A 22,953-nucleotide genomic window follows, 5' to 3' on the forward strand; every position below is an offset into this window, starting at 1 on the left:
GGAGTGGGTTGCACCAGAAGTAGCTAGTCTAACCTTCGGGAGGACGGTTACCACGGTGTGATTCATGACTGGGGTGAAGTCGTAACAAGGTAGCCGTAGGGGAACCTGCGGCTGGATCACCTCCTTAATCGACGACATCAGCTGCTCCATAAGTTCCCACACGAATTGCTTGATTCATTGAAGAAGACGATAGAAGCAGCTTTAAGCTCCAAGCTGATAGCTCTTAGCTAATCAGTTACGCGCTCGAAATTGGGTCTGTAGCTCAGTTGGTTAGAGCGCACCCCTGATAAGGGTGAGGTCGGCAGTTCGAATCTGCCCAGACCCACCAATTTTGTATGGGGCCATAGCTCAGCTGGGAGAGCGCCTGCCTTGCACGCAGGAGGTCAGCGGTTCGATCCCGCTTGGCTCCACCATTAACTGCTTCTGCTTGTTAGAGTTTAGAAATGAATATTCCAGTGCGAATATTGATTTCTAGTCTTTGATTAGATCGTTCTTTAAAAATTTGGGTATGTGATAGAAAGATAGACTGGATAGCACTTTCACTGGTGTTTATTCAGGCTAAGGTAAAATTTGTGAGTTTAATCGCGAATTTTCGGCGAATGTCGTCTTCACAGTATAACCAGATTGCTTGGGGTTATATGGTCAAGTGAAGAAGCGCATACGGTGGATGCCTTGGCAGTCAGAGGCGATGAAAGACGTGGTAGCCTGCGAAAAGCTTCGGGGAGTCGGCAAACAGACTTTGATCCGGAGATGTCTGAATGGGGGAACCCAGCCATCATAAGATGGTTATCTTGTACTGAATACATAGGTGCAAGAGGCGAACCAGGGGAACTGAAACATCTAAGTACCCTGAGGAAAAGAAATCAACCGAGATTCCCTTAGTAGTGGCGAGCGAACGGGGACTAGCCCTTAAGTGGCTTTGAGATTAGCGGAACGCTCTGGAAAGTGCGGCCATAGTGGGTGATAGCCCTGTACGCGAAAATCTCTTGGTCATGAAATCGAGTAGGACGGAGCACGAGAAACTTTGTCTGAATATGGGGGGACCATCCTCCAAGGCTAAATACTACTGACTGACCGATAGTGAACTAGTACCGTGAGGGAAAGGCGAAAAGAACCCCGGAGAGGGGAGTGAAATAGATCCTGAAACCGTATGCGTACAAGCAGTGGGAGCAGACTTTGTTCTGTGACTGCGTACCTTTTGTATAATGGGTCAGCGACTTATTTTCAGTGGCGAGCTTAACCGAATAGGGGAGGCGTAGCGAAAGCGAGTCTTAATAGGGCGTCTAGTCGCTGGGAATAGACCCGAAACCGGGCGATCTATCCATGGGCAGGTTGAAGGTTAGGTAACACTGACTGGAGGACCGAACCGACTACCGTTGAAAAGTTAGCGGATGACCTGTGGATCGGAGTGAAAGGCTAATCAAGCTCGGAGATAGCTGGTTCTCCTCGAAAGCTATTTAGGTAGCGCCTCATGTATCACTGTAGGGGGTAGAGCACTGTTTCGGCTAGGGGGTCATCCCGACTTACCAAACCGATGCAAACTCCGAATACCTACAAGTGCCGAGCATGGGAGACACACGGCGGGTGCTAACGTCCGTCGTGAAAAGGGAAACAACCCAGACCGTCAGCTAAGGTCCCAAAGTTATGGTTAAGTGGGAAACGATGTGGGAAGGCTTAGACAGCTAGGAGGTTGGCTTAGAAGCAGCCACCCTTTAAAGAAAGCGTAATAGCTCACTAGTCGAGTCGGCCTGCGCGGAAGATGTAACGGGGCTCAAACCATACACCGAAGCTACGGGTATCACGCAAGTGATGCGGTAGAGGAGCGTTCTGTAAGCCTGTGAAGGTGAGTTGAGAAGCTTGCTGGAGGTATCAGAAGTGCGAATGCTGACATGAGTAACGACAATGGGTGTGAAAAACACCCACGCCGAAAGACCAAGGTTTCCTGCGCAACGTTAATCGACGCAGGGTTAGTCGGTCCCTAAGGCGAGGCTGAAAAGCGTAGTCGATGGAAAACAGGTTAATATTCCTGTACTTCTGGTTATTGCGATGGAGGGACGGAGAAGGCTAGGCCAGCTTGGCGTTGGTTGTCCAAGTTTAAGGTGGTAGGCTGAGATCTTAGGTAAATCCGGGATCTTAAGGCCGAGAGCTGATGACGAGTTACCCTTTGGGTGACGAAGTGGTTGATGCCATGCTTCCAAGAAAAGCTTCTAAGCTTCAGGTAACCAGGAACCGTACCCCAAACCGACACAGGTGGTTGGGTAGAGAATACCAAGGCGCTTGAGAGAACTCGGGTGAAGGAACTAGGCAAAATGGCACCGTAACTTCGGGAGAAGGTGCGCCGGTGAGGGTGAAGGACTTGCTCCGTAAGCTCATGCCGGTCGAAGATACCAGGCCGCTGCGACTGTTTATTAAAAACACAGCACTCTGCAAACACGAAAGTGGACGTATAGGGTGTGACGCCTGCCCGGTGCCGGAAGGTTAATTGATGGGGTTAGCTAACGCGAAGCTCTTGATCGAAGCCCCGGTAAACGGCGGCCGTAACTATAACGGTCCTAAGGTAGCGAAATTCCTTGTCGGGTAAGTTCCGACCTGCACGAATGGCGTAACGATGGCGGCGCTGTCTCCACCCGAGACTCAGTGAAATTGAAATCGCTGTGAAGATGCAGTGTATCCGCGGCTAGACGGAAAGACCCCGTGAACCTTTACTATAGCTTTGCACTGGACTTTGAATTTGCTTGTGTAGGATAGGTGGGAGGCTTTGAAGCGTGGACGCCAGTTCGCGTGGAGCCATCCTTGAAATACCACCCTGGCAACTTTGAGGTTCTAACTCAGGTCCGTTATCCGGATCGAGGACAGTGTATGGTGGGTAGTTTGACTGGGGCGGTCTCCTCCTAAAGAGTAACGGAGGAGTACGAAGGTGCGCTCAGACCGGTCGGAAATCGGTCGTAGAGTATAAAGGCAAAAGCGCGCTTGACTGCGAGACAGACACGTCGAGCAGGTACGAAAGTAGGTCTTAGTGATCCGGTGGTTCTGTATGGAAGGGCCATCGCTCAACGGATAAAAGGTACTCCGGGGATAACAGGCTGATACCGCCCAAGAGTTCATATCGACGGCGGTGTTTGGCACCTCGATGTCGGCTCATCACATCCTGGGGCTGAAGCCGGTCCCAAGGGTATGGCTGTTCGCCATTTAAAGTGGTACGCGAGCTGGGTTTAGAACGTCGTGAGACAGTTCGGTCCCTATCTGCCGTGGACGTTTGAGATTTGAGAGGGGCTGCTCCTAGTACGAGAGGACCGGAGTGGACGAACCTCTGGTGTTCCGGTTGTCACGCCAGTGGCATTGCCGGGTAGCTATGTTCGGGAAAGATAACCGCTGAAAGCATCTAAGCGGGAAACTTGCCTCAAGATGAGATCTCACTGGAACCTTGAGTTCCCTGAAGGGCCGTCGAAGACTACGACGTTGATAGGTTGGGTGTGTAAGCGCTGTGAGGCGTTGAGCTAACCAATACTAATTGCCCGTGAGGCTTGACCATATAACACCCAAGCAATTTGCAGGCTTTGAGCTGAAAAGCGAAAGGTCACCAGATTGCGGTGTGTGAAGACGAAACGAACCGAAAGTTCGAGAGAAACACACAAACTATCGCATACCCAATTTGCTGAAGCGTCGAAAGACGAGTCGGCACACCGAATTTCTTGACGACCATAGAGCGTTGGAACCACCTGATCCCATCCCGAACTCAGAAGTGAAACGATGCATCGCCGATGGTAGTGTGGGGTTTCCCCATGTGAGAGTAGGTCATCGTCAAGATTAAATTCCGAAACCCCAATTGCGAAAGCAGTTGGGGTTTTGTTTTGCCCGCAGGAAAGTTCCTACGACATGCAGGTGCCCCTTCCGGCTGTCACAGCCTGCCGACAGTGCTAAGGTTCTGCCCTGGCTTTTGTACTTTTCCAAGGAAGTTTTTATGCCGGACGCCTCGTCCCTCAACGCTGCATTCATGGTGGTCCAGAGCAATAGCCTGGACGAACTACGCAGCCTGGTGGTCAGCATCATGCGGCGCTATCCATTGGCGCCCTTGGAGAATGAAATCGCTCTGGTGCAGAGCAACGGTATCGCCCAGTGGCTGAAACTGGCTCTGGCTGAAGACCCTGAAGAGGATGACCTCGGTGGCTGCGGGATAGCCGCTGCCATCGATGTGCAACTTCCTGGCAGTTTCATGTGGCAGCTCTACCGTATGGTGTTGGGCCGCGACGAAATCCCGGCCACATCCCTGCTCGACAAAGCCCCGTTGACCTGGCGACTGATGCGCTTGTTGCCGCAGGTGATTGATCGCCCGCATTTTGAGCCGTTGCAACGCTTCCTTACTCATGACACCGATTTGCGCAAGCGCTACCAGTTGTCCGAACGCTTGGCGGACCTCTTTGACCAATACCAGGTGTATCGGGCTGATTGGCTCGAAGATTGGGCCGAAGGCCGGCACCAGTTACGCAATGTCAGAGGCGAGGTGAAGCCACTGCCCCCCGTCAGTTGTTGGCAGGCTGAACTGTGGCGTGCGCTGTTGGAGGACGTGGGCGAACAGGGCATGGCGCAGAGTCGGGCCGGCGTTCACCAGCGATTTATCGAGCGCATAAACGCCCTCGAGCAGGCACCTGCGGGACTGCCATCGCGGGTGATCGTGTTCGGCATATCTTCATTGCCGGCCCAAGTGCTCGAAGCGTTGGCGGGACTTGCGCGTTTCAGCCAGGTGCTGCTGTGTGTGCATAACCCTTGCCGGCATCATTGGGCCGATATCGTCGCGGACAAGGATCTGCTGCGCCATCAATACAAGCGCCAAAGTCGCAAGACCGGAATGCCAGCGGTACTCGATCCCGATGCGTTGCATCAACACGCCCACCCGCTACTTGCCGCGTGGGGCAAGCAAGGTCGCGACTACATCAACCTGCTCGACAGTTATGACGACCCCAACAGCTATCGCGCTGCTTTTCGCGATGGGCGTATCGACCTGTTCAGTGAGAATCAGCCACAGAACCTGCTCAATCAGCTTCAGGACGATATCCTCGAATTGCGGCCACTCAACGAAACACGTGAATACTGGCCTGCTGTTGATCTCGAACACGACGAGTCCATCCGCTTTCACATTGCCCACAGCGCTCAGCGTGAAGTGGAGATCCTCCACGATCAGTTGCTCGCACGCTTCAGCGCCAATCCGGATCTGCGTCCACGCGATGTGATCGTGATGGTGCCGGACGTCGACAGCTATGCACCGCATATTCGGGCAGTCTTTGGTCAACTGGATCGGCATGATCCACGCTTCATCCCTTTCACTTTGGCCGACCAAGGGCAGCGCGGCCGGGACCCATTGCTGATTGCAGTCGAGCACCTGCTCAAATTGCCGGACAGTCGTTTCCCGGTCAGTGAGATCCTCGACCTGCTTGACGTTCCCGCACTACGCGCCCGTTTTGGCGTGCAAGAGCGTGATCTGCCAACGCTGCATCGCTGGATCGAAGGGGCGGGGGTGCGCTGGGGCATGAACGCCGAACAGCGTGCCGGTCTGGGCCTGCCGGATGAGCTGGAGCAGAACAGCTGGCATTTCGGCCTGCGGCGAATGCTGCTGGGGTACGCCGTCGGCAGCTCCAGCGCCTGCGCGGGTATTGAGCCTTATGATGAGATCGGTGGTCTTGATGCTGCGTTGATCGGGCCCTTGGTTGCTTTGCTCGACGCATTGGAGCGGGCCCATCACGAGCTCACTCAGGCCGCTCAGCCCAAGGCGTGGGGCCTGCGTCTGCAAGTCCTGATGCAGTTGTTTTTCAAGGCCAGTAACGAGCACGACGATTATCTGCTGACGCAACTTGAAGAGCTGCGCGAGACCTGGCTGAAAACCTGCGAGTCCGTAGGGTTGGTCGATGAACTGCCGTTGACGGTGGTCCGAGAAGCCTGGCTCGCGGGACTGGATCAAGGGCGCCTCTCTCAGCGTTTTCTCGCCGGTGCGGTAAACTTTTGCACGCTGATGCCCATGCGGGCGATCCCGTTCAAACTCGTCTGTTTGCTGGGGATGAACGATGGCGACTACCCCCGGGCGCAACCGCCGCTGGACTTCGACCTCATGGGCAGTGATTACCGTCCAGGGGACCGTTCGCGGCGTGAAGACGATCGCTATCTGTTGCTCGAAGCGCTGCTGTCTGCACGTGATCAGCTGTACATCAGTTGGGTCGGGCGCAGTATTCGCGACAACAGTGAGCGTCCCGCGTCGGTGCTGATCGGCCAGTTGCGCGACCACCTTGCCAGCGGCTGGCGGTTGCTCGATGAACAGCAGGATCTGTTGAGCGCCATGACCGAGGAGCATCCACTGCAACCGTTCAGCTCACGCTATTTCCATGAAGGCGATCAGCTGTTCAGCTATGCCCGTGAATGGCAGGTTTTACACCAACTCCATGAGTCGCAACACGAAGCGCAATTACTGGCGCCGCATGTTCAAGAAGAACCATTGAGCCTGGCCTTGCTGCAGGACTTTCTGCGTAATCCGATCCGGCACTTTTTCACTCAGCGACTCAAAGTGTATTTCGAGGCCGCTGAGGCCCCGCTGGCTGACGAAGAACCTTTTGTGCTCGATGCGTTGCAGCGCTACACACTGAGCGACAGCCTGCTCGAAGCCGCACTCAGGCAGCCACACAATGTCGATCGTGCGCTTGAGGATCAGGCCCGGCGTCTGCAAAACAGTGGCTTGCTGCCCATGGCCGGTTTCGGTGAATGTCTCCAGAGGGAGTTGATCGAGCCGTTACCGGACTTGCTGCAACGTTACCAACAGCTTCTGGCGTTGTGGCCAACGCCCTTGACCAGTGCGATCCCGGTCAATCTTGAATTGCAGGGTGTACGCGTTGAAGGTTGGCTTGCCGGTTTGCATCAACGAGCGGACGGTGAGGTGTTGTCGGTCACGACCATTCCCAACAGCATCGGCTCGATCAAAAGTCGAAAATGGCATCGGTTGACCAAACCCTGGGTCAATCACCTGGTGGCTTGCGCGAGCGGGCTCACGCTGAGCACGGCGTTGGTGGCGAGTGACGATACGTTGCTGCTTGAGCCGATGGAGCAGGACAGGGCTGTGCGTTTCCTTGGTGATCTGCTGCTCGCCTGGCAGGCCGGCATGCGCCAGCCACTGCCGGTTGCGGTAAAGACCGCCTTCGCCTGGCTTGCGCAGACTGACCCGCTCAAGGCCGACGCTGCTGCCCGAAAAGCCTACGAAGGCGACGGCCAGAACAGCGAAGGCGAGCGCCGCGAGAGCCCTGCGCTTTCCCGACAATTCGCCGACTTCGATGCATTGATTGCCGACGAAACGTTCTCCGGTTGGTGCGACGCGTTGTATCGCCCCTTGTACGAAGCGCCCTGGCGCTCATTGACCAGCGAAGGGGCACGCACATGAGCGGCAAGACACCTCTGGCCCTGGCATTCCCGCTGCACGGCAGTCAGCTCATCGAAGCCAGCGCCGGTACCGGCAAGACCTTTACCATTTCTGCTCTGTATCTGCGTCTGATCCTTGGGCACGGCGGCGAGTCGAACGGCTTTGGCCGAGAACTGCTACCACCGCAGATTCTCGTGGTGACCTTCACCGATGCCGCCACCAAAGAACTGCGTGAACGAATCCGCACACGGCTGGCCGAGGCCGCGCGTTTTTTCCGGAAGGAGACCCCAGCGCCGGACGGACTGATCGACGAACTGCGTGAGCAGTTTGACCCCTCACAATGGCCTGGCTGCGCCAATCGTCTGGACATCGCCGCGCAGTGGATGGATGAAGCGGCTGTCTCGACCATTCACAGTTGGTGCCAGCGCATGCTGCGCGAACACGCGTTCGACAGTGGCAGCCTGTTTACCCAGTCCCTGGAAACCGATCACAGCGATCTGCTCGGTGAAGTGTTGCGCGATTACTGGCGACTGTTCTGTTACCCGATGCAGGGAGATGCGCTGAACTGGGTGCGTGGCAACTGGGGCGGGCCGGCCGCGTTGTTGCCACGGGTGCGCAGTTTGTTTGGCAGTGAGCGCGACAACGATGAAGGCAAAGCGCCCGCAGAGTTGATCGAGGAGTGCCTGCAGGAACGGCGTGCCGCGCTTCTCGAACTGAAAACGCCTTGGCGTCAGTGGGCAGACGAGCTGTTGGTGATATGTCACGAAGGTGTTGCGAGCAAAGCGGTCGACGGGCGCAAGATGCAGGCGCGCTACTTCGAGCCCTGGTTCGAGAAGCTCAAGGCCTGGGCCGAAGACGAGGCCATGGAGCAACTGGACATCGGCACCGGTTTCACCCGACTGACCCCTGACGGGATGGCCGAAGCCTGGAAGGGCCAGGCACCGAGCCATCCGGGTCTGGACGCGATGCCAGGCCTCAAGTCGCGTCTCGATGCACTGCCGACCCCCGACGCTGCTGTTCTGCAGCACGCGGCAAGATGGGTGGGCGCACGCTTTGAGGAAGAGAAGCGGCGCCGTGCGGAGATGGGGTTCGACGACATGCTGTTGCGCCTCGATGCGGCGTTGCAATCGGATAGCGGCGAGCGCTTGGCAGCGGTGATCCGCGAGCAGTTTCCGGTAGCGTTGATCGATGAGTTTCAGGACACCGACCCGGTGCAATACCGGATCTTCGAGAGCATCTACCGCATCGAAGACAACAGTCCAGACACCGGTCTGTTCCTGATCGGCGACCCGAAACAGGCGATTTACGCGTTCCGTGGCGCCGATATCTACACCTACCTGCGTGCGCGCCAGGCCACCACCGGCCGCCTGCATACGCTGGGCACCAACTTCCGCTCCAGCCATGGCATGGTCAACGCGGTCAATCATGTATTTGAACGCGCCGAGTCCCGTGAGCAGGGACGCGGCGCGTTTTTGTTTCGGGAAAAAAACGGGGAAAACCCGGTGCCCTTCCAGCCAGTTGAGTCTCAGGGGCGCAAAGAACGACTGCAGATTGCCAGCCAGGATGTCGCGGCGTTGAACGTCTGGCACCTGCCGACGGACCAGCCTCTCTCAGGTGCAGTCTATCGCCAGCAGTTGGCGGCAGCCTGTGCCAGCGAAATCACTGCATTGCTCAATGGCGGACAAACCGGTGCGGTGGGATTCGTTCAGGAAGGAGAAAGCTTCAGAGGCTTGCGGCCTTCCGATATCGCGATTCTGGTACGCGACGGCAAAGAGGCCCAGGCCATACGCGCAGAGCTCGCCAGGCGTGGGGTGCGCAGTGTTTATCTGTCGGACAAGGACTCGGTCTTTGCCGCTCAGGAAGCACATGACCTGCTGTCCTGGCTCAAGGCCTGCGCCGAGCCGGATGTCGAGCGTTCGCTGAAGGCTGCACTGGCCTGCATCACCCTCAATCTGCCGCTGGCTGAGCTGGAGCGATTGAATCAGGACGAGTTGGTCTGGGAAGCCCGGGTCATGCAGTTCCGTGGTTATCGCGAACTGTGGCGCAAGCAAGGTGTGCTGCCGATGTTGCGGCGCCTGCTTCACGACTTCCATTTGCCGCAGACGCTGATCGCACGCAGTGATGGCGAACGGGTGCTGACCAACCTTTTGCACTTGTCGGAACTGATGCAACAGGCCGCAGCAGAACTCGATGGCGAGCAGGCGCTGATTCGTCATCTGGGAGAATTGCTGGCGTTGTCCGGTCAGGCCGGTGAAGAGCAGATATTGCGTCTTGAGAGTGACGAGCAACTGGTCAAGGTGGTGACTATCCACAAGTCGAAAGGGCTTGAGTATCCGTTGGTGTTCCTGCCTTTCATCTGCTCGGCAAAACCTGTGGATGGCAGCCGCTTGCCACTGCATTACCACGATCCCGCCGGCAAGGCTCAGGTGAGCCTGAAGCCGACTGCCGAGTTGATCGCCCTGGCGGACGCTGAGCGTCTGGCCGAAGATCTGCGTTTGCTCTACGTCGCCCTGACTCGCGCGCAACATGCCTGCTGGCTGGGTGTCGCGGATCTCAAGCGCGGCAATAACAACAGTTCGGTACTTCACCTTTCGGCGCTTGGTTATTTGCTGGGTGGCGGTGAAACACTGGGTGAATCAATCGGCCTGAGCCGTTGGCTGCTGGACCTGCAGCAGGACTGTGCGGCCATATGCACGGGGGAAATGCCGCAAGCTACAGACGGTTTTTATCGCCCCGAGCGCAACGAGGCGATCCTCAGTGCCACCTTGGTACCCAAGCGCAAGGCCAGTGAGAACTGGTGGATTGCCTCCTACAGTGCCTTGCGCATCAGCGACGTGCTGAGCGTCGGCAGTGATGAGGCGCCTGACAGTCCACAGGCGCAAAAGCTGTTCGATGATGAACGTCTCGACCCGGATGCACCGCGTGAGATCATCGCCGGCGGTGCCGATATTCATCGATTCCCCCGTGGACCTAACCCGGGCACTTTTCTCCATGGCTTGCTGGAGTGGGCCGGGGATGAAGGTTTTGCCGTCTCCTTCGAGACGCTCAAGGACGCGATTGGCCGGCGCTGCAACCTGCGCGGCTGGGAGGGCTGGATTACCACCCTGAGTGAGTGGCTGCACCACCTGCTCAAATCTTCGTTGCCGACAGGTGGTGGGCAGCCTCCGGTGGTTCTCGAGCAACTGAAGCAGTACCGCGTCGAGATGGAGTTCTGGTTTGCCAGTCACAGGGTCGATGTACTCAAACTCGACGAGTGGGTGCGCCAGTACACCCACAATGGCGTGGCACGGGTGGCCGCCGAGCCTGTGCAACTCAACGGCATGTTCAAAGGCTTCATCGACCTGACCTTCGAACACGAGGGCCGTTATTACGTGGCCGACTACAAATCCAACTGGCTGGGCGTCGATGATGCGGCCTATACCGAGCAAGCCATGGAGCGCTCGATCCTCGACAACCGTTACGACCTGCAATACGTGCTGTACCTGTTGGCGTTGCATAGACAGTTGAAGGCGCGACTACCTGACTATGATTACGATCGACATGTCGGTGGTGCGTTGTATGTGTTTCTGCGAGGGACTCGGGCAGACAGTCGCGGCGTGTATTTTGCGCGCCCGCCACGAGAGCTGATCGAGCGTCTGGATCGCCTGTTCCAGGGCAAACCGGAACCCAAGGCCGAGCCCGCATGGGAACAGGGAGTCCTGCTATGAACCGTACCTTCGCCGATCTGTCAGCTGGAGTCGACAATCCGTCGAGCCTGGCGCCGCTGACGAGTGCCTCAGATCTGCTGATCTTGCTCGATCGCTGGGTCGATCGTGGCTGGCTTCGTTCGCTGGACAAAGCCTTCGTCGGTTTTCTGCACGAGCTCGCGCCCGAGTCAGATCCGCTGGTGTTGCTCGCGGCTGCGCTGACCAGCCATCAACTGGGTCACGGGCATGTTTGCCTCGACGTGTTCGAAACCCTCAAGGCACCGGATTTTGCTCTGTCGCTGCCTCCCGAAGGCGATGTGCAAAGTGGCGTATTGCTGCTGCCGTCGCAGTTGCTTGAAACGCTGGATGGCGCTCATTGGTGCAAGGCGTTGGCTAGCAGCGCTCTGGTTGCGTTGGCAGCGGACAACAGCGCCACGGCGCACCAGCGTCCGTTGGTGCTGTCCGGCAAGCGTTTGTATCTGCGGCGCTATTGGGCGTATGAGCGGCGTATCGATGCAGCGTTACGCACACGTCTGGCCCAAGGCGAAACGCCACCCGATGATCTACCCCTGCGTCTCGACGAGTTGTTCGGCTCCGCCCGGTCGGGTGCAGTGATCGACTGGCAGAAACTCGCCTGTGCCCTTGCCACTCGCGGAGCCTTCAGCATCATCACGGGGGGGCCGGGCACCGGCAAGACCACCACGGTGGTGCGCCTGCTCGCGCTGCTTCAGGCTCCGGCGGTGGAAGCCGGTCAGCCGTTGCGCATTCGTCTGGCGGCGCCGACCGGCAAGGCCGCGGCGCGCTTGACTGAGTCCATCAGTCAGCAAGTGCAGTCGCTGAAGGTCGCCGAAGCCGTGCGCGAGAAAATCCCCTGCGATGTGACCACCGTGCATCGCCTGCTGGGCAGCCGTCCGGGGACCCGACACTTCCGTCACCATGCCGGTAACCGCTTGCCGCTGGATGTGCTGGTGGTCGATGAAGCCTCGATGATCGACCTGGAGATGATGGCCAATCTGCTCGACGCGTTGCCACCGCATGCGCGTCTGGTGTTGCTCGGCGACAAGGATCAGCTCGCTTCGGTGGAGGCCGGCGCGGTGCTGGGTGATCTGTGCCGCGATGCCGAGGCAGGCTGGTACAACCCGCAGACCCGGCAGTGGCTGGAGTCGGTCAGTGGAGAGTCCTTGGAGGGCAGTGGCCTGCACGAGGATCGCGACGGCTCACATCCGCTGGCCCAGCAACTGGTGATGCTGCGTCATTCCCGGCGCTTCGGTGAAGGCAGCGGCATTGGTCAGCTTGCGCGTCGGGTCAATCAGCAGTTGCCCGATGAGGCGCGTCAGTTGCTGGCGGCCGGTCACTTCGACGATGTATTTTCGCTGCGGCTCAATGGCGAGTACGACCACAAGCTTGAACGCCTTGTGCTTGAAGGTCATGGTGATGGTCCGCAGGGCTATCGCCACTACCTGAACGTGCTGCGCAATCAACGCCCGCCGGGAGGCAGGCCGCTGGAGCATCCGGACTGGATCAACTGGGCCCGGGATGTGTTGCAGGCGTTCGATACTTTCCAGTTGTTGTGTGCCGTGCGCAAGGGACCCTGGGGCGTTGAAGGGCTGAATCTGCGGATCACCGAAGCCCTGCTCAAGGCGCGCCTGATTGAGCATGACCAGCAATGGTACGAAGGCCGGCCGGTGCTGATGACCCGTAACGACTATGGTCTGGGCCTGATGAACGGCGATATCGGCATCGCCCTCAAGTTGCCCGAGCGCGAAGGCCCAGAGGCTGGAAAACCGGTACTGCGCGTCGCCTTTCCGCGCAACGATGGTCAGGGCGGCGTGCGTTTTGTACTGCCGAGCCGACTCAACGACGTTGAAACGGTATACGCGATGACCGTACACAAATCCCAGGGCTCGGAATTCGCCCATACGGCGCTGATCCTCCCGGATGCCTTGAATCCGGTGTTGACCAAGGAATTGATCTACACCGGCATTACCCGGGCCAAGCATTGGTTCACCTTGATTGAACCCCGGGCCGGAGTGTTCGAGGAGGCGGTGCAGCGCAAGGTCAAGCGTCTGAGCGGACTGATGCTGGAACTGGAGGAGGGCGGCGAGGCTCATGGATGAAAAGACAGGCGTTTGGCGCCGATTACTGACCAGTCGGTCAGAGGCCGCTGTCTCGCTGGTGTTACTCCGCTGTGCTATCGTTGCGGCATCATTTCGGTACGATCCAAGAGAATCCCTGCATGAAGGTGGCTGTCTGGGCGACAGAGCGCGTGGTTCGCTGCAAGCACGCATTGCTTGTCGGTCTGCTCTGTTTGCTGACGGACGCTGCCATCGCGCAGCCACAAACGCCGGCGGGCCTGGCCGAACAACGCGCCCAGGCAGTGACGCAGGTCGTGCTTGGCATCCTCAGCTACGCTCGCTGGCCGGTTGAACCTGCGCAATTGCGCCTGTGCATTGTCGGCCCCACGGAATACACCGACGATCTGGTCAAAGGTACAACGCAGGCCACTGGTCGGCCGGTCGCCGTACGTCGACTGCTGGCCGACAACCCGGCCATCGTCAGCGAATGCGATGCGGTGTACATCGGCAAGCTCACGGCCGATGAGCGCAGCAGGCTTTTCGCATCATTGATCGGTCATCCGGTGCTGAGTATCAGTGAAGGTGGTGATCAGTGCACGGTCGGTAGCCTGTTCTGCCTGCGGGTCGGCGATGAGCAGGTTTCCTTCGAGGTCAATCTCGACTCCGTCGCCCGCAGTGGTGTGCGCATCCACCCGAGCGTACTGCAGTTGTCGCGCCGCAAACCGGCGGCGCCATGAAACTGTTCAGTTCCAGAAGCCGCCCGACGCTGGGATCGGTCATCGGCCGTGGACATTTGACTGTCGCGCTGGTGGCCGTGGCGATGGCCAGCGTGTCGCTGACCCTGCTGGGCGTTCTCGCGTTGCGGGTCTACGCCGACCACAACCTGCAGCTCATTGCGCGCTCGATCAGTTACACCGTGGAAGCGGCGGTAGTGTTCAACGACAAGGCCGCCGCGACTGAAGCGCTGGCCTTGATCGCGTCCACCGAAGAGGTGGCGGACGCGCAGGTTTTTGATGCGCAGGGCCAGTTGCTGGCGCGTTGGCAGCGGCCCGAGAACGGTCTGTTCTCCGAGCTTGAAATGCAGATCACGCGCACCGTTCTGGAAAAGCCGGTCAGCCTGCCGATCGTGCATCAGGATCGCGAGATCGGTCACATTCTGCTGGTCGGTCATGGCGGCAGCCTCATGCGCTTCTTGCTGAGCGGTCTGGCGGGGATCGTCCTCTGTACTGCGATCAGTGCCTGGGTCGCGCTGTATCTGGCGCGCCGGCAATTACGTGGTATTACCGGACCGTTGCGCAGTCTCGCGGCGGTGGCCCACGCTGCCCGCAGCGAGCGCGCGCTGGATCGACGCGTACCGCCGGCACAGATCGCCGAACTCGATAACCTCGGCAACGACTTCAATGCCCTGCTCGACGAACTCGAATCCTGGCAGACCCATCTGCAAAGCGAGAACGAAACCCTCGCCCATCAGGCCAGCCACGACAGCCTCACCGGCTTGCCGAACCGGGCGTTTTTCGAGGGCCGGCTGATTCGCGCCTTGCGTCATGCCAGCAAGCTCAACGAGCGGGTGGCGGTGCTGTTTCTCGACAGCGATCGCTTCAAAGGCATCAATGACAACTTCGGTCACGCCGCCGGCGATGCGGTGCTGGTGGCGGTCGCCAATCGGGTGCGCGCGCAACTGCGCGAGGAAGATCTGGTGGCACGGCTGGGCGGTGATGAGTTCGCCGTGCTGCTCGCGCCGCTGCACAAGATCGAAGACGCCGAGCGTATTGCCGACAAGATTCTCGCCAGCATGGACATGCCCATCGCGCTGCCGGGTGACACCAGTGTGGTGACGTCGCTCAGTATCGGCATTGCGGTTTTCCCCGATCATGGCGTCACACCGGGTGCCTTGCTCAATGCCGCCGACGCCGCGATGTACCAGGCCAAGCGCCTGTCGCGCGGCGCTCAATTCACTGCCGGGTCGGAGAACCCGGTCGTCAATCTTCAAACCAGGAGCTAATACCCGTGTTTACATTTCCCGCTCGATTGTTTTCCACCTTGCTGATGATCGCCGTACTGGCGCTGACCGGTTGCCAGACCGCACCGCCAAAAGGCCTGACGCCTGCGCAGATCGCCGTACTCAAACAACAGGGCTTTGAGCCGACCGACGAGGGCTGGGAGTTTGGCCTGTCGGGCAAAGTGCTGTTTGGCAGCGATATCGAAAGCCTGAACCGCCAGAGCACCGATATCGTCGAGCGAATCGGCAAGGCACTGGTCGGTGTCGGCATCGAACGGGTACGGGTCGACGGCCACACCGATGCGTCGGGCAAGGAAACCTACAACCAACAACTGTCACTGCGCCGGGCCAAGAGTGTGGCCAAGGTGCTGACCACGGTCGGCATGAAGGAAGAAAACATCCAGTTGCAGGGGCTGGGCAGCAGCGAGCCGGTGGCGTCCAACAGCACTTCCGCCGGACGCACCGAAAACCGCCGGGTGTCGATTGTGGTCAGTGCCGATTAATCGGCGAATCGCATGTCCCGCGTCTGTCCCATCAACAGACCCTGATTGCGCTCGGTCACCTCGCGGATGTAATCCCACAACAGGGTGATCCGCTTGAGCTTCCTCAGGTCCTCCCGGCAGTACATCCAGAACTGCCGGGTGATGTCGATTTCTTCGGGCAACACCGGCAGCAGGCGCGGGTCCTGCGCGGCGAGGAAGCACGGCAGAATCGCCAGAGAACGGCCCTGCTGTGCCGCGACGAACTGCGCGATCACGCTGGTGCTGCGCAGATGTGCGTTGGCGCCCGGCAGCACGTTAGCCAGGTAGAGCAGCTCCGAGCTGAACGCCAGGTCATCCACATAACTGATGAATTGATGCTTGCCCAAGTCTGCCGGGCGGCGGATCGGTGGGTGTTTGTCGAGGTAGTCCTGAGTTGCATACAGCTGCAAGCGGTAGTCGCAGAGTTTGCAGCAGACGTACGGCCCGTGTTCCGGACGCTCCAGGGCGATGACGATATCGGCTTCGCGTTTGGACAGGCTGATGAAGTGCGGCAGCGGCAGGATGTCCACGGATATCGCCGGGTAGGCGTCGACGAAATGGCTCAGCTGCGGGGTGATGAAAAAGCTGCCGAAGCCCTCGGTGCAGCCCATGCGCACATGCCCCGATAGTGCCACGCCGGAGCCTGATACCTGTTCACAAGCCATGTGCAGCGTGCTTTCAATCGACTCGGCATAACCCAGCAGACGCTGGCCTTCGGTGGTCAGCACGAAACCGCTGGTGCGCGACTTCTCGAACAGCAGTGTGCCCAATGCCGCTTCCAGCGAGCTGATGCGTCGCGACACGGTGGTGTAGTCGACGGCGAGCCGTTTGGCCGCGGTGCTGGCCTTGCGGGTGCGGGCGACTTCGAGGAAAAACTTGAGGTCATCCCAGTTCAGAGACCCCAGAGAGGTGATGTTTTTTTGCATGATGGACGGGCTTATATGTGCGTTCTTATTAGAAGTTTGCACATCTATACTCCAAAAACAGTCCGACAACCAATTCGTGACACACGCCTCATCTCAAGGCGAACCTTTCGCCTTGGCTCCTACGATAAAAACAAGTTTCGGAGACCAGCATGAACGCATCGCTTACGCCCAACGAAACCACGGTCCAGAAGGTCAAGCTGCTGATCGACGGCGAGTGGGTCGAATCGCAGACCACCGAGTGGCATGACATCGTCAACCCGGCGACCCAGCAAGTGCTGGCCAAGGTGCCGTTCGCCACTGCCGCTGAAGTCGATGCCGCCATCAGTGCCGCACATCGCGCGTTCCAGACCTGGAAACTGACCCCGATCGGCGCACGCATGCGCATCATGCTCAAGCTGCAGGCGCTGATCCGCGAGCATTCCAAACGCATCGCCGTAGTCCTGAGCGCCGAGCAGGGCAAAACCATTGCCGACGCCGAGGGCGATATTTTCCGTGGCCTGGAAGTGGTCGAGCACGCCTGCTCCATCGGCACGCTGCAAATGGGCGAATTCGCCGAAAACGTCGCGGGCGGCGTCGATACCTACACGCTGCGCCAGCCGATCGGCGTGTGCGCCGGCATCACCCCGTTCAACTTCCCGGCGATGATTCCGCTGTGGATGTTCCCGATGGCGATTGCCTGCGGTAACACCTTCGTCTTGAAGCCTTCGGAACAGGACCCGCTGTCGACCGTGCTGCTGGTGGAGCTGGCGATCGAGGCCGGCGTTCCGGCAGGCGTGCTCAACGTGGTTCACGGCGGTAAAGACGTGGTGGATGGCCTGTGCACCCACAAGGACATCAAGGCGGTATCGTTCGTCGGTTCGACTGCGGTCGGCACCCACGTTTACGACCTGGCCGGCAAACACGGCAAACGCGTGCAATCGATGATGGGCGCGAAGAACCACGCCGTGGTGCTGCCGGATGCCAATCGCGAGCAAGCGCTGAATGCCTTGGTCGGGGCCGGTTTCGGTGCGGCCGGGCAACGTTGCATGGCCACTTCGGTGGTGGTGCTGGTCGGTGCAGCGAAACAATGGTTGCCGGATCTGAAAGCGCTGGCGCAGAAACTCAAGGTCAACGCCGGCAGCGAGGCGGGCACGGATGTTGGCCCGGTGATCTCGAAGAAAGCCAAGGCGCGGATTCTCGACCTGATCGAAAGCGGCATCAAGGAAGGCGCCAAGCTTGAGCTGGACGGTCGCGACATCAAGGTGCCGGGTTACGAGCAAGGCAACTTCGTTGGCCCGACCCTGTTCTCGGGCGTGACTACCGACATGCAGATCTACACCCAGGAAATCTTCGGCCCGGTGCTGGTGGTGCTGGAAGTCGACACCCTTGATCAGGCGATTGCACTGGTCAACGCCAACCCGTTCGGCAACGGCACGGGCCTGTTCACCCAGAGCGGTGCAGCGGCGCGTAAATTCCAGAGCGAAATCGATGTTGGCCAGGTCGGTATCAACATTCCGATCCCTGTGCCGGTGCCGTTCTTCAGCTTCACCGGTTCGCGCGGTTCGAAACTCGGCGACCTCGGTCCGTATGGCAAACAAGTGGTGCAGTTCTACACGCAGACCAAAACGGTTACGGCGCGCTGGTTCGATGACGACAGCGTCAACGACGGCGTGAACACCACCATTAACCTGCGCTGAGGACTGGCCATGAAAATCGCATTCATCGGTCTGGGCAACATGGGGGCGCCGATGGCGCGCAACCTGATCAAGGCCGGCCATTCGCTGAACCTGGTGGACCTGAACAAGACTGTGCTGGCCGAGCTGGAGCTACTGGGCGGGACCATTCGCGCCTCGGCCCGTGAAGCGGCCGAAGACGCCGAACTGGTGATCACCATGCTCCCGGCGGCGGTGCATGTACGCAGCGTCTGGCTCGGTGAGGACGGTGTGCTCGCCGGCATCGGCAAAGGCGTGCCGGCGGTGGACTGCAGCACCATCGATCCACAGACTGCCCGCGATGTCGCGGCCGCAGCAGCCAGGCAAGGCGTGGCCATGGCCGATGCACCGGTTTCCGGTGGCACCGGTGGCGCGACCGCGGGCACGCTGACCTTCATGGTCGGCGCGACGCCAGCGCTGTTCACCACCCTGCAACCGGTGCTGGCACAGATGGGGCGCAACATCGTGCATTGCGGTGAAGTCGGCACCGGGCAAATCGCCAAAATCTGCAACAACCTGCTGCTGGCGATCTCGATGGTCGGCGTCAGCGAAGCCATGGCGCTGGGCGATGCGCTGGGGATCGACACCTCGGTGCTAGCCGGCATCATCAACAGTTCGACCGGGCGTTGCTGGAGTTCGGAAATGTACAACCCGTGGCCGGGCATCGTCGAAACGGCGCCGGCCTCGCGCGGGTATACCGGCGGTTTCGGTGCTGAACTGATGCTCAAGGATCTGGGGCTGGCGACTGAGGCGGCGCGTCAGGCGCACCAACCGGTGGTGCTCGGTGCGGTGGCGCAACAGTTGTATCAGGCGATGAGCCAGCGCGGAGAAGGTGGCAAGGATTTCTCGGCGATCATCAACAGCTATCGCAAGCCGCAGTAATCACAGTTTCACCGGCACCACAGCAGTGGTGCCAATCGGAATGCAGCAGGTGTTGCCGGGAAATCACGTCGGGTGGTTTCCCGGCTTTTTTGCATCAGGCGAAGACGAAATATTTGCGCACGGTCTCGACCACTTCCCAAGTGCCTTTCATCCCCGGCTCAACCACGAAGATGTCGCCGGCGCGCAGGTGAATCGGCGCCATGCCGTCCGGGGTGATGATGCAGTAGCCTTCCTGGAAGTGGCAGTACTCCCACTTCACGTAGTCGACCCGCCACTTGCCCGGCGTGCAGATCCAGGTGCCCATGATCTTGCTGCCGTCTTCGCTGGTGTAGGCGTTGAGGTTGACGGTGTGCGGATCGCCTTCGAGTTTTTCCCATTTACAGGCATCGAGTACCGGCAGCGGGTGGGTGTCGCGCAGAACGGTGATGGGGGCGGTCGCGGTCATGAGAACTCCGGGCAGTGGGCGGATGGCAAAGAAACCAAGTCACACCCTATAGCGCCCGGTCACCGCTCAGTTGTCTGTACTCGACATCGAGCTGCTCAGAAACGCGCAAACCGTTACAGACTCTTAAGCGGACATTCGACCCGCGCCCGCTCCAGCTCGATTTCGAAACCTTCCAGCTGCGCCGGGGTGGCCGAGAATCAGCAGAATGCGTTTGCCCATGGTCATGTTCCTTGCCGCTGAAAACGCCAAGGATGAAGTCTGCCCCTCAGGGCAGAGTCAAGGCCTGCAACAAGGCTTTGGCGTAACCCGGCAGAGCGCTGAAATCGCGGGCGCAGAGCATCAGGGTACGGCGCGCCCATGGCTCGTTCAGGGCAACGCTTTTGAATGAGCGCATTGGCGCGCGCTCGATGGCCGCCAGCGGCACGATGGCCAGCCCGGCACCCCGCGCGACCATGCGCATCACCCCGTCGAAACCGTCAGCACGAATGCGTACCTGCATCCGCGAGCCACTGTGCAACGCCTGTTCTTCGAGATAAATCGCCAGTGCGCTGTCGGTGCTCAAACCTACGAAGTCGTGGTGCAGAGCGTCGCTGAAACTGACGTCGGCGGCGTCGCAAAGCGGATGAGCGAGCGGCACGATCAGCAGCAATGGATCGTCGCGAAACGGCTGAGTCTGCAAATCGGTGGTGTCCACGGCATCTGAGACGATCCCGAGATCCGCTGCGCCCTGGCGCAAGGCATGCGTGATGCGCGCGCTGGGTAGCTCTTGCAGATCGATGTCGAGGTTGGGATGGCTGCGCAGGAAGTCGGCGAGCACCTCCGGCAGGTATTCGGTGATTGCCGTGGTGTTGCACAACAGCCGCACCTGACCTTTGACGCCCTGAGCGTAGTCGGCGAGGTCCTGCTGCATGCGTTCGGCCTGTTGCAGCAGGATGCGTGCGTGCTGCGCCAGTGCCTTGCCGGCCGGTGTCGGGGTCACGCCACGGCGCCCGCGCTGCAGGAAGTCAGTGCCCAGCGAGGCCTCCATGGCGCGAATGCGCGCGCTGGCGGCGGCAAGCGAAAGATGGCTGCGGGCGGCGCCGGCGGTGATGTTGCCGGTGTCAAGGATGTGCAGGTAGAGGCGCAGGTCGGTGAGGTCGAAGTGCATGGGCAGCCTGTGGTTTTTGTAATGTCTGGACTGGCCTCTTCGCGAGCAAGCCCGCTCCCACAGGTTCAGTGTTCGCCGCCGATCCAGTGTGGGAGCGGGCTTGCTCGCGAAAGAGCCATCAGCCGCAAAATTGTTGTCAGCCTCTTGCATTGGCAGAGGTAACCTCAGTATATGGCAGATTTTCAACCCTCTGCCCAAGGCGCACAGTAGCGCCATGAACGCATTCGCAGATTTCTATCAAAACCTCGGCCTGGCCTTGTCTTTGCTGGTCCTAACTACCTTCGTCATGGCCGGCTTGGTCAAAGGTGTGATCGGCCTCGGCCTGCCCACTGTCGCCATGGGCCTGCTCGGTCTGGCTATGGCACCGTCACAGGCAGCGGCACTGCTGATCATTCCGGCAACGTTGACCAACGTCTGGCAACTGGCGTTCGGCGGACATTTGCGCGGGTTGATCAAGCGCCTGTGGCCGATGCTGCTGATGATCTTCCTTGGCACCGCACTCGGCACGTTGTCGATCGGCATGGCGGGCGGGCATTGGGTGGTGCGCGGGCTGGGTGCGGCGTTGCTGCTCTATGCGTTGAGCGGATTACTGCTGCCGACGCTGCAGGTCGACCCTCGGCATGAAGCGTGGCTTGGTCCGGTGTGCGGGGTGATCACCGGCGTCATCACCTCGGCCACCGGAGTGTTCGTGATCCCGGCAGTGCCGTATCTGCAAGCGCTGGGTTTGAACCGCGATCAGTTGGTGCAGGCGCTGGGCCTGTCATTCACGGTTTCGACCCTGGCGCTGGCCGCCGGTTTGTTCTGGCGCGGTGCGCTGGGCGGGGGCGAATTGAGCGCCTCGCTGCTGGCGCTGATCCCGGCGATGTTGGGCATGTGGCTGGGGCAGTGGCTGCGGCAGCGGATCAGCGCCGTGCTGTTCAAGCGTGTGTTTTTTGTCGGACTGGGCGCGCTCGGCGCCCATCTGCTGATCAGCGGTTAGCCGACGACGCACTGAGCATGTCGATCTGCCGGATATCGAAATCGCGCTCCAGGTACGCCATGCGGTTTTCGAAAAATTCACGCATGTGCGGCAGGTTCGAGTGCACGTCCAGATGCGCCTGGCTTTCCCAGATCTCGTAGAAGATGAACAACGTCGGGTCTTCCTTGTCGCGCAGCATGTGGTACTCGATGCAGCCGGGCTCGGCGCGGCTCGGCTCGACGCAGGCGCGGAACAGTGCCTCGAAGGCCTCGGATTTCTCCGGGCGGGTCTTGGCGTGCAGGATGAAACCGTAGCGTTCACTCATCGAAACAACTCCTCAAATGCAGATCGCCGGGAATGCTATTGCAACAATCGGCATTTGATTCGTGCTTTTTGATCAAATGTATTTTGCGCCGGCGCGGCTTATTCCGCGCGAGATGGGTGGTTAACCTGCCGCCATTCCTTTTCCCATCTTCCTCCAGCCCCAGGCTGCACCGAGGCGTTCTCATGAAAAAAGTGTTGTTGCTCAATGGCGGCAAAAAATTCGCCCACTCCGACGGTCGTTACAACGCCACCCTGCACGAAACCGCGCTGAGCGTGCTCGATCGTGGCGGCGTTGATGTCAAAACCACCTGCATCGACGAGGGCTACGACGTCGCTGAAGAAGTCGCCAAGTTCCTCTGGGCCGACGTGATCATTTATCAGATGCCAGGCTGGTGGATGGGCGCGCCGTGGACGGTGAAAAAGTACCTCGACGAGGTCTTCACCGAAGGCCACGGCAGCCTCTACGCCAGCGATGGGCGTACCCGTTCCGACTCGTCGCAGAAGTACGGCAGCGGCGGCCTGATCCAGGGCAAGCAATACATGCTGTCGCTGACCTGGAATGCGCCGCAACAAGCCTTCGATGACCCGACAGACTTTTTCGAGGCCAAGGGTGTGGACGCGGTGTATTTCCCGTTCCACAAGGCCAACGAGTTCCTCGGCATGAGCGGTTTGCCGACGTTCCTCTGTGTGGATGTGATGAAGCGTCCGAACATCGAGAACGATGTGGCGCGCTATGAGCAGCATCTGAAAGAGGTGTTCGGCCTGAAGGCTTGAAGTGATTCAAGCTACTATCGAATAGCTTCGACAAATCCTGTGGCGAAAGAGCTTGCTCGCGCTGGAGTGCGCAGCGCGCCCCTACGTTTGAGGTAAAGCGGGGGCAGCTCCCTCACCACAATGAATATGCAT

General features: G+C 59.4%; 14 protein-coding genes, 2 tRNA genes and 3 rRNA genes (1 of these 19 only partly in view). 15 read left to right on the top strand and 4 right to left on the bottom strand.

The genetic code is table 11. From position 1 onward, the window contains the following. From AC1UK9_RS03740 to yfiB, 11 genes are all read left to right on the top strand, one after another. A 16S ribosomal RNA gene (locus tag AC1UK9_RS03740) occupies window positions 1-127 on the top strand (it extends 1,410 nt beyond the left edge of the window). Between the two features lie 124 nt (window positions 128-251). Beyond that, a tRNA-Ile gene (locus tag AC1UK9_RS03745) sits at window positions 252-328 on the top strand. 9 nt (window positions 329-337) lie between these two features. After that, a tRNA-Ala gene (locus tag AC1UK9_RS03750) sits at window positions 338-413 on the top strand. A gap of 227 nt (window positions 414-640) precedes the next feature. Then, a 23S ribosomal RNA gene (locus tag AC1UK9_RS03755) occupies window positions 641-3,532 on the top strand. Window positions 3,533-3,691: 159 nt separating this feature from the next. After that, window positions 3,692-3,807 (top strand): 5S ribosomal RNA (gene rrf / locus AC1UK9_RS03760). Together the 16S, 23S and 5S rRNA genes with 2 tRNA genes alongside form the textbook arrangement of a ribosomal RNA operon. 154 nt (window positions 3,808-3,961) lie before the next feature. Then, on the top strand, window positions 3,962-7,414 hold the full coding sequence (recC, locus tag AC1UK9_RS03765; protein WP_473014406.1) for an exodeoxyribonuclease V subunit gamma: 3,453 nt from the start codon (window positions 3,962-3,964) through the stop codon (window positions 7,412-7,414). Next, on the top strand, window positions 7,411-11,100 hold the full coding sequence (gene recB / locus AC1UK9_RS03770; protein WP_482579479.1) for an exodeoxyribonuclease V subunit beta: 3,690 nt from the start codon (window positions 7,411-7,413) through the stop codon (window positions 11,098-11,100). The genes recC and recB overlap by 4 nt, the downstream gene beginning before the upstream one ends. Further along, window positions 11,097-13,196, top strand: coding sequence for an exodeoxyribonuclease V subunit alpha (gene recD / locus AC1UK9_RS03775; RefSeq protein WP_482579480.1), 2,100 nt, complete (start codon window positions 11,097-11,099; stop codon window positions 13,194-13,196). Before recB ends, recD begins: the two co-directional genes overlap by 4 nt. 119 nt (window positions 13,197-13,315) lie before the next feature. Continuing rightward, a complete protein-coding gene (gene yfiR / locus AC1UK9_RS03780) occupies window positions 13,316-13,891 on the top strand; it encodes a regulatory sequestration protein YfiR (RefSeq protein WP_025110545.1) in 576 nt (191 codons plus the stop codon). Then, window positions 13,888-15,156 carry a diguanylate cyclase DgcN/YfiN gene (gene dgcN, locus AC1UK9_RS03785; RefSeq protein WP_025110544.1) on the top strand — a complete coding sequence of 423 codons (1,269 nt, stop codon included), beginning with the start codon at window positions 13,888-13,890 and terminating at the stop codon, window positions 15,154-15,156. Before yfiR ends, dgcN begins: the two co-directional genes overlap by 4 nt. Window positions 15,157-15,200: 44 nt before the next feature. Beyond that, entirely contained in the window at window positions 15,201-15,656 is a 456-nt protein-coding gene (yfiB, locus tag AC1UK9_RS03790) for an outer membrane lipoprotein YfiB (protein WP_177327331.1), read from the top strand. On the opposite strand, the gene AC1UK9_RS03795 is transcribed toward yfiB, so the two are convergent. Beyond that, on the bottom strand, window positions 15,653-16,600 hold the full coding sequence (locus AC1UK9_RS03795; protein WP_482579481.1) for a LysR family transcriptional regulator: 948 nt from the start codon (window positions 16,598-16,600) through the stop codon (window positions 15,653-15,655). The genes yfiB and AC1UK9_RS03795 overlap by 4 nt on opposite strands. A 149-nt stretch (window positions 16,601-16,749) precedes the next feature. On the opposite strand from AC1UK9_RS03795, the gene AC1UK9_RS03800 reads away from it, so the two are divergent. Both AC1UK9_RS03800 and mmsB read left to right on the top strand, forming a co-directional pair. Further along, on the top strand, window positions 16,750-18,276 hold the full coding sequence (locus AC1UK9_RS03800) for a CoA-acylating methylmalonate-semialdehyde dehydrogenase (RefSeq protein ID WP_482579482.1): 1,527 nt from the start codon (window positions 16,750-16,752) through the stop codon (window positions 18,274-18,276). Window positions 18,277-18,285: 9 nt separating this feature from the next. Then, window positions 18,286-19,173: a 3-hydroxyisobutyrate dehydrogenase gene (gene mmsB / locus AC1UK9_RS03805; RefSeq protein WP_482579483.1), complete on the top strand. Its 888-nt coding sequence runs from the start codon at window positions 18,286-18,288 to the stop codon at window positions 19,171-19,173. 94 nt (window positions 19,174-19,267) lie between these two features. On the opposite strand, the gene AC1UK9_RS03810 is transcribed toward mmsB, so the two are convergent. Then, a complete protein-coding gene (locus AC1UK9_RS03810; protein ID WP_003221437.1) occupies window positions 19,268-19,618 on the bottom strand; it encodes a cupin domain-containing protein in 351 nt (116 codons plus the stop codon). 265 nt (window positions 19,619-19,883) lie between these two features. Continuing rightward, window positions 19,884-20,765, bottom strand: a complete 882-nt coding sequence (locus AC1UK9_RS03815; RefSeq protein WP_025110539.1) for a LysR substrate-binding domain-containing protein — start codon at window positions 20,763-20,765, stop codon at window positions 19,884-19,886. A 214-nt stretch (window positions 20,766-20,979) separates the two neighbouring features. On the opposite strand from AC1UK9_RS03815, the gene AC1UK9_RS03820 reads away from it, so the two are divergent. Continuing rightward, window positions 20,980-21,744: a sulfite exporter TauE/SafE family protein gene (locus tag AC1UK9_RS03820; RefSeq protein ID WP_473014411.1), complete on the top strand. Its 765-nt coding sequence runs from the start codon at window positions 20,980-20,982 to the stop codon at window positions 21,742-21,744. Here the strand turns inward: AC1UK9_RS03820 and AC1UK9_RS03825 are convergent. After that, window positions 21,734-22,048: a putative quinol monooxygenase gene (locus tag AC1UK9_RS03825; RefSeq protein ID WP_025110537.1), complete on the bottom strand. Its 315-nt coding sequence runs from the start codon at window positions 22,046-22,048 to the stop codon at window positions 21,734-21,736. The genes AC1UK9_RS03820 and AC1UK9_RS03825 overlap by 11 nt on opposite strands. Window positions 22,049-22,230: 182 nt before the next feature. Here AC1UK9_RS03825 and mdaB point away from each other — a divergent pair, with 182 nt between their 5' ends. Then, complete coding sequence (gene mdaB / locus AC1UK9_RS03830; protein ID WP_473014412.1) at window positions 22,231-22,821, top strand: NADPH:quinone oxidoreductase MdaB; 591 nt, start codon at window positions 22,231-22,233, stop codon at window positions 22,819-22,821. The last annotated feature ends 132 nt before the right edge of the window (window positions 22,822-22,953 follow it).

The sequence above is a fragment of the Pseudomonas sp. AK-TSAG1-1 genome (assembly GCF_056821665.1).